This is a genomic window from Azohydromonas aeria (genome assembly GCF_009760915.1).
GTDB classification, from domain to species: domain Bacteria; phylum Pseudomonadota; class Gammaproteobacteria; order Burkholderiales; family Burkholderiaceae_C; genus Azohydromonas; species Azohydromonas aeria.
Window position 1 is genome coordinate 1 of sequence record NZ_VIDQ01000189.1, and the last position, 1,717, is coordinate 1,717.

Here is a 1,717-nt window from a genome sequence, read left to right on the forward strand (position 1 = left end):
GGGGCGCTCATCGGGCAGTTCGACATGGCGTGGCTCGACCAGGTCGATGCACAGGGCGTCTCGCTGCGCCAGGCCATGCAGGACGCGGGGCTGCGCATCGAGGACATCCCCGCACTGAAGCGCGATCCCGCGCGGTATCTCGGCTTCGTCGAGGTCCACATCGAGCAGGGCCCGGTGCTCGACGCGCTGAACCTGCCGCTGGGCGTGGTCACCTCCATCAACGGCAGCGTGCGCCTGATGGGCGAAGTCACCGGCCAGGCCAGCCACGCCGGCACCACGCCGATGGGCCAGCGCCGCGACGCCGCGGCGGCCGTCGCCGAGCTGGTGCTCTACCTGGAGCGGCGCGCCGCGCAGGTGCCGGACCTGGTCGGCACGGTGGGCATGCTCGACGTGCCCAACGGCTCCGTGAACGTCGTGCCCGGGCGCTGCCGCTTCAGCCTGGACATCCGCGCCACGACCAACGCCGTGCGCGACGCCTGCCTCGCGGACGTGCGGGCCGAGCTGCAGGCGATCTGCGAGCGCCGCGGCGTCGCCTTCACGCTGGAAGAGAGCATGCGCGCCGCGGCCGCGCCGAGCGATGCGGCCTGGCAGCAGCGCTGGGAGCGCGCGGTGGAAGCGCTGGGCCTGCCCGTGCACCGCATGCCCAGCGGCGCGGGCCACGACGCGATGAAGCTGCACGAGGCCATGCCGCAGGCCATGCTGTTCCTGCGCGGCGGCAATGCCGGCATCAGCCACAACCCGCTGGAAACCATCACCAACGACGACGCCGATCTGTGCGTGCAGGCGTTCCAGAACCTGCTGGCGCAGCTGGCTTGAACACTCCCCGGACAACGACCATGACCACCCCCTACACCCGGCTCGACGCCTGGATCGACGCCCACTTCGACGAGGAAGTCGCCTTCCTGCAGCAGCTCGTGCGCGTGCCCACCGACACGCCCCCGGGCAACAACGCCCCGCATGCCGAGCGCACGGCCGAGTTGCTCGCCGGCTTCGGCTTCGAGGCCGAGCGGCACGCCGTGCCGGCCGAGGAAGTCCGGGCCGGCGGCCTGGAGAGCATCACCAACCTGATCGTGCGCCGCCGCTACGCCGAGGGCGGGCGCACCGTCGCGCTCAATGCCCACGGCGACGTGGTGCCCCCGGGCGAAGGCTGGAGCCACGATCCCTACGGCGGCGAGATCGAAGGCGGCAAGCTGTTCGGGCGCGCTGCGGCGGTGAGCAAGAGCGACTTCGCCACCTTCACCTTTGCCGTGCGCGCGCTCGAGGCGCTGGGCGCGCCGCTCAAGGGCGGCGTCGAGCTGCACTTCACCTACGACGAGGAGTTCGGCGGCGAGCTGGGCCCGGGCTGGCTGCTGAAGAAGGGACTCACGAAGCCCGACTTGGCGCTGGCCGCGGGCTTCAGCTACCAGGTCGTGACGGCGCACAACGGCTGCCTGCAGATGGAAGTGACGGTGCTCGGCAAGATGGCGCACGCGGCCATCCCCGACACCGGCGTGGACGCGCTGCAGGGCGCGGTGGCGATCCTCAACGCGCTGTACGCGCAGAACGCGCTGTACAAGCAGGTGCGCTCGCAGGTGCCGGGCATCAGCCACCCGTACCTCAACGTCGGGCGCATCGAGGGCGGCACCAACACCAACGTGGTGCCGGGCAAGGTGGTGCTCAAGCTGGATCGGCGCATGATCCCCGAGGAGGACCCGGTGGCGGTGGAGGCCGACATCCG

Annotated in this window: 2 protein-coding genes; both read left to right on the forward strand. The window is 71.5% G+C overall.

Annotated features, from left to right (window positions below; all coding sequences use genetic code 11):
• Nucleotides 1-816 (forward strand): hydantoinase/carbamoylase family amidase (locus FJ694_RS36400; protein WP_157272384.1); only part of this gene is annotated, 816 nt, incomplete at its 5' end.
• Nucleotides 817-836: 20 nt separating this feature from the next.
• Nucleotides 837-1,717 (forward strand): M20/M25/M40 family metallo-hydrolase (locus FJ694_RS36405; protein WP_157272385.1); only part of this gene is annotated, 881 nt, incomplete at its 3' end.